The organism is Alteromonas sp. AO-Serp (genome assembly GCF_017849675.1).
In the GTDB taxonomy this organism is placed as follows: domain Bacteria; phylum Pseudomonadota; class Gammaproteobacteria; order Enterobacterales; family Alteromonadaceae; genus Alteromonas; species Alteromonas macleodii.
Window position 1 is genome coordinate 1 of record NZ_JAFLMX010000151.1, and the last position, 6,730, is coordinate 6,730.

Annotated in this window: 3 protein-coding genes; all 3 read left to right on the forward strand. The window is 44.4% G+C overall.

Going from position 1 to position 6,730, the window contains the following annotated elements; all coding sequences use genetic code 11:
- Nucleotides 1-3,358, forward strand: a 3,358-nt coding sequence (locus QVA83_RS11165; protein ID WP_287498464.1) for a M36 family metallopeptidase, incomplete at its 5' end; no start/stop codon positions are given.
- 332 nt (nucleotides 3,359-3,690) lie between these two features.
- On the forward strand, nucleotides 3,691-4,785 hold the full coding sequence (locus QVA83_RS11170) for a mechanosensitive ion channel family protein (protein WP_014948442.1): 1,095 nt from the start codon (nucleotides 3,691-3,693) through the stop codon (nucleotides 4,783-4,785).
- Between the two features lie 436 nt (nucleotides 4,786-5,221).
- A partial coding sequence (locus QVA83_RS11175) for a pectate lyase family protein (protein ID WP_287498465.1) occupies nucleotides 5,222-6,730 on the forward strand: 1,509 nt, incomplete at its 3' end.

The window sequence follows — 6,730 nt, forward strand, 5'->3', positions numbered from 1 at the left end:
ACACGCACCCTTAGATACTTCATCGCACCGCATTGCTGAAATAAATCTGACTGACAATGTTGTTAACCCGCCAGCAAACAGCTTGTTTCAAATGGCGTTAGACCAACTGCAAACCACATTCCCATTATCTACATTACGAACAAATAATGGCCATTTAGATAGTGTTTTTGGTATTACCATTGATGTTTCAGGCACGTCGCCTGAACAGATGGGGTATGACTTTATTAGTCGACATTCTGCCCTTTTAGGTGGACTAAGTGACGGGGATTTTGTTTTTAACCCTCATCGCAGCAAAGCAGCATTGGGTGGTCATTTAGTGAGGTTTGACCAAGTCATTGATGGTGTAAAAATCAAAGATAGAGGTGTCGGCCTCTTAATAGATGAGTCTCAGGTGGTGAGAGCGCTGTTTGCCGATACAGCTATAAATACGCCTATTGCTAACTCTCAAGTTCTTTCTGCTAATAGCGCGATCAGCGTGGCAACCGCCGATTTAGCGTCTTACAAGCGAGCATTGCCAATAGAAGCTCTTGATGTACTGAACCCTGCTTTTTCTCAAATAGAAAAAAGCCTTGGCATTTTCGCCAAGCCAGTACCACAGAAAGTGGTGGTACAAGATAACAATAAACTGAAACTCGCATGGAAGTTCTTCTATTACTCTTCAAATCCCTTTGGTGTGTTTGAGTACGTCATCGATGCCCAGTCGGGAGACATTCTGGCGCGTAATGATCGGGTCAAAACCATTCTTCCTTCAGGTGAAAATGAAGTTACGCAAACGGGGCAGGTTGGCTTAGTTCAGCAGACTGCGGATTATTTCCCAACATTTCCACCCATTACGCCATCGATGCAAAGTGAATGTTTGATAGAGGACGATGCAGGTGGCTACACCGGCAAACCGAAAGGGATGGAACGCATTAACCTACGTAAGTTTGACGATTCTAACTTAGTGACGGGTGTTGAAGGTTTGCTTACAGGTAAGCACGCGCTTATTGAAAGCGCGATGCTGACAAAAGGACCGTTTCCACAGGCAGCAACGGGCACGTATCACTTCAGTGAAGATGCTGCCATAGAGGCAAGACCTGTCGAAGATGATCATGTAACGCCTTCTACGGCACATCACATTGACGGCATCAGCCAGTTTATTTACATCACCACATTGCTCGAATATTTAGATTACCTTCATAAAGACGGCGATGCTGTGCATAGTCGTGGCGTGGGCGATGGCTCGTTTCCAAATAGCTACCCTAACGAAGCGGTACCGTTAACTGGTGTGGTACATATTCCGAATGTGCTCGACCCACCAGATAATCCAGCAGATCCTGAGTTTATGGCTAAGCTATTGGGCTTGGACAACGCATTCGCAGTGCCGTTATCACAGGAAATTGCAGGTGAAGAGGTCGTGGTTAACCCGACAGCTTACGGCCATGGTTACTTATTCAACAACCTAGCAATGGATTTCTCGGTTCCCATTCATGAAGGCACCCATGCGACAATTACCCCTATCGCAGGTTTTGAAGGCGAGCCAGAAGGTGGCGCGCTTAACGAAGGACAAGCCGACCTATGGGCATACACGGTAGGCGAAACACCAGATTTAGGTACTTACCCCGTTAATTCGTGCGATTTACGAAAATTCTTAAGAGAGCAGGGGGTTAATCCCGACTCATTTGAGTTTATTCGTTCTGCACAGAGCCAAATTCGTTATTCGCAGTTAGGCACAAGAGACAACGCATTTGAAGTGCATCGTGATGGAGAAATTTACGCGGGTGCAATGTGGGACTTAAGAGAGCTTATGGTGGCGCTGCAGCCTAGACAAGACTTTGTTCGCCCCGACCCAGTTACCGGCGATCCTACCCAAGAAACTAGCTTGGGCAAAGAAACGTGGGAACGTATCTTCCTAGGCTCAATGTACGTGCTAGGAATATCTGCGCCAGATACCTTCGTGCGCGCACGGGATGCAGTGTTAATTGCCGATGCCGCCTTATATCCTACCGATCCTTTAGATTTAACTTCACCGGGTCGTCATCATGCATTAATTGAGCGTGTTTTTGCTGCCAGAGAGCTAGGTGCAAACGCGAAAGCACCGTTAGGCGGTCGACAGACTATATCAACGGCAGTGAGCGAGTTTACGGCTACCCAGGCTAAGCCATCGACACCAGACGCTATAGACGCGCATATCATTTCTGATGACGCGATTGAAATTACGTGGGAAACCGTACCTGACGCTTTTGCTTATCAATTGCTAAAACGCAAAAAAGGGTCGAGTGCGCGTTTGTTTACGGGTGTACCAACCCGAGAATACTTTGACGGCGACCTCACATTCTCTGGCTTCACCCATGTTGAATTTATTGTGGGCGATAATCGCTACATAGACAAAGGGCAAGGTTTAGGGCGTGGTGCAGGTCAAGGCATAGACTCGTTTGACTATGAATACGTAGTACGTGCAATCAGCCTTAACCCTAATCAGCAAGTTGGTTTTTCTAATATGTCAGGGATTGCTTCAACCGGCTTAAACACGGTGGATGTGAGTGAGCAAGTTGACTACAAGGTGGGTAATGTAAACTACAATAACGGTATCTTTGCCTTTGATATTGCGTTGATAAATACTGGCGACGAGAGAATTTACGGTCCAGTTGATTTCGATATTACTCATATTAGCAATGGCAGTATTACCGTATTGAATGCAGATAATGGTGGCACTGGTCAAAACGGCGACATAGCAAGGTTCCGTTTCGATCAATCGCTAGATGTAGACAGAACATCTGCACTGCGTTATCTAAAGTTTGATAACCCAAATGGAAAACTCTTTACGTTCCAAGCGCGGATCAGCGGCTACGAAGCTGGCGCTTCGTCAACCGGTAGAGGAGAAACGCCTACCTTTGATACGTCTGAGCCAAAAGAACAGTCTGTGGTTTACCATAATATTGAGGAGCACACGGGTGTTGTCTTAATTGGTGCAGCGGATGAAGCATTGGTTGATGGCGTTGACTATGTTGATATCCCGTTTACAGCGCTGCCTAGTGCATCAAGTGTAGTTGCAACGCTGAGCGCTGATGTTGAGGTAGTAGCGGTGCCAGATCTTGACTTTGAACTGCTCGATGCCGAAGGCAATATTATGGCGAGCTCCGGCAACTTGGGCTCTAATGAGCAAGTTGGCGGTGGCATTGTCCCCGGAGAAACCTATCGGGTTCGCGTGAATGGTTGGGCTAACGGCCCGACGTCATACCGGGTTGTTATTGATCAGTTTGTAAGTGATATTAACGACGCAAACGTTGATCAAAATGGTAATGCGACAACGGGAACAGTAACGTTTGAGTTTAATCCCGTAACAGGGAAAGTAATACCTTTGAACTTACTTAATTAGTCGCCCGTGAAAACACGAAGAATCTAGGCTAACTAGAAGAAAGGTCACCTACCAACAACTGCCTTTCTAAAGGCCTATAAAACAAACCAAAGCCCCATGTTGTGAAAACTGCATGGGGTTTTTTTATTAAACTCGCCCTCCGGGAAGGTCTGGCAAGTATCCTAGCTTCGTTCATTCCCGCGCTTCGCTAGGAAACTTGCCTGCGCCTTCTGAGTGGGCAATTATCTATGCGGATTGATATAACTGGTGCACCTTTTGCCTCTTCTTTCACGTACTAAGGTGTAGCTAAAAATAAAAAGTGCCTACTCATATATGCAGGAGCCCCGTCAGCCGTGGACAGCACTCAACTTCTTGAAAACCAACAGGCAATAGCAATAGCCGGATTAGTAGGCGTTGTTATTGTGCTCTTCATTGTTAAACGACTTATTTTGGTGCGTTTGAAAGCTAAAGCGCGTTCAGAAAACAGCAGTATGTCTGATATCTATCGCGTGCTTGTGCTGTCGTTAAATGCCCCACTTAATTTGCTTATCTGGGTTATTTTCCTGCTGTTGGTTAAAAGTATTGTTTCAGTATTTCAGATAGAAGATGAAGGGGCGATTAAAGCGCTAACCATTGTTATCGAAGCTGGCCTCATCATTACTTTATTTCTCTTCTTCGAGCGTTTTGTCACTTACTCGTTGAGTCGTTATCGCGACCAGTCAACCATAGTTAAAAATACCAGCGCAATTGCCGGTGGAGCAGTTAGAGCGCTTTTCGCTGTATTAGCAATTTTGATTATATTAAGCACCATGGGGGTGTCGGTAACACCCATTGTTGCATCGTTAGGCATTACTTCGCTCGCAGTAGCACTAGCGCTACAGCCAACCCTTGAAAACTTCTTCTCGGGTATTCAGTTGGTAATGGATAAGCCCATTCGTATAGGCGACTTCATAGAGCTGGATTCCGGAGAACAAGGTTTTGTAGAGAAAATAGGATGGCGCTCCACGTGGGTTAGAATGCTACCTAACAACATCGTGATCATGCCTAACAGTAAGTTGTCTAATTCAAAGTTGATTAACTACTACTACCCTGAACGCGAACTGTCGGTGCCTGTTGAAGTTGGCGTGCATTATAGCTCTGATTTAGAGCATGTTGAAAACGTATGTTTAGAGGTTGCCAATACTATTCTAGAGCAGCACGAGTTTGGTGTTGAAACTTATCAACCTTTTGTTCTGTTTCACACTTTCGACAATTCTAGTATCAACTTAACAGTGATGTTGAGAACCCGTGAATACTTTAACCGCTTCTTCATAAAGAGCGCCTTTATAAAAATGCTTAAAAAGCGTTTTGATGAAGAAGGGATTGTCATTCCATTTCCAATTACTGCGCTTAACCTAGAGCAGGAAGGTGCAGCTCAATCCACAGAGAATTTAACGCCCAAAGCTTAAAAATCTCGCTAAATATGACTTGAGCAAATGATGTCTCAGACTTCTGACGGGGAGTTTTCGCCAAAAATAGTCAACATGCGTTTATCCGTATCGCTCTCTTTTCTATACACCGTTTATTTTCACCGAGTGATTTTTGACTCCTCAAAAAATACCGGTGGCAATTTAGGTTGTATTTTTCTTTTCTATAAAGAAAATTAACTTTAAGTTTTTCAAAGTTATACGGTCTTTTGTATATTTTTTGTTATATTTATTAATAATTTGTTATTAATACGATTGTTAATTATTTCCTTTTGCCTGCTAATATCTTTTTGCTACCGGTGGCAAATGGGCGGTAATTGAGTTCCGTTAGTTCGCGTAAAAAGAAGAACTAATTGATGTTGTCTTGTTGAGTAATTGAAGCAGTACGCCCTTCTAATTATTAATCTAAGGACAAAAAATGAAAAAGAACTTACCGATATTTCAATCGACGATAATTGCATCATCAATTGCCTTTGCCGTCTCTACGTCTGCAGTTGCTTCAGGTTTTCACACACAGAACGGAGGCACGACAGGCGGTCAAGGTGGACAAGTAGTACAAGCTTCTACGGGTAAACAAATTCACGAAGCATTGTGTAATAGAAACACCTCAGAAACGCCAATCATTATTCAAGTCTCGGGTACAATCAATCATGGTAATACTGAAAAAGTGTCTGGAGACAGCTGTAATACCGCAGAAGACAAAATTGAGTTAAAAGACATTGCGAATGTGACACTTATTGGTGTAGGCGGTGGCGCTACATTTGACCAGCTGGGTATACACATAAGGAATTCCCAAAACATCATTATAAGAAACGTTCATGTTAAAAACGTCAAAAAATCGGGCTCACCCACGTCAAATGGCGGAGACGCGATAGGGATAGAAAAAGACGTTCGCAACGTATGGGTTGACCACGTAACCTTAGAAGCTAGTGGTGGTGAGAGTGATGGTTATGACGGCTTGTTCGATGTAAAGGATAACTCGAAATACATCACCTTATCTTACAGCATTTTACGTAACTCAGATCGAGGTGGTTTGGTAGGTTCAAGCGAATCACAAGTCAATAACGGTCCGATCACCTATCACCACAATATCTTTGACAATTTGAACTCGCGCGTTCCCCTTGTAAGGGGGGCAACAGCTCACATTTACAATAACTACTATGACGGCGTTCGCTCTTCAGGGATTAATTCCCGCGCAGGAGCAGAAGTCAAAGTAGAAAACAACTATTTCGAAAATAGTAAAGATCCACTGGGTACATTTTATACAACAACTGACGGTTATTGGCAGGTTGCGGGAAACACTTTCGGAAGTGGCGTAACGTGGAGCGACTCAGACAGTGACTATGAACCTGCAGGGCCAAACGTTCAATCTACAGCATCAATATCTATTCCCTATAGTTACTCGCTAGATGGGGCATCTTGTATACGAGATATTCTTGAGAACACCGCTGGTGCCAACAAAAATCTTGCAGTATCAGACGGTAGCTGCGGTTCAACTGGTGGCGGCGATACCGGAGGTGGTGACAACGGCGGTGGTGATACAGGAGGTGGCGACACAGGGGGAGGTGATAATGGTGGCGGCGATGATAACTCAGGAGGTAATCCGCCAACCGGCACCAACTTAGCGTTAAATGCACAATCTGACGGTAGCTCAAAGTACAGTGGAACAAGTTACGGGAACGTAAGGGATGGGGATGTATCTACTTACTGGTCTCCGAGCGGAACGACGGGAAGAATTAGCATCAAACGCTTGAATACGACAGTAAATACTGTACGGGTAATTGAGACCTCTACTACTCAAGGTGCGGTAACTTCATGGCAACTTGTGAACAATGACACAGGCAGCGTATTGGCATCAGGACACTCAATTCCAAGTACTATTTCGTTTTCAAATACCAATTTGGATAAAATCAACTTTGTCATCGAT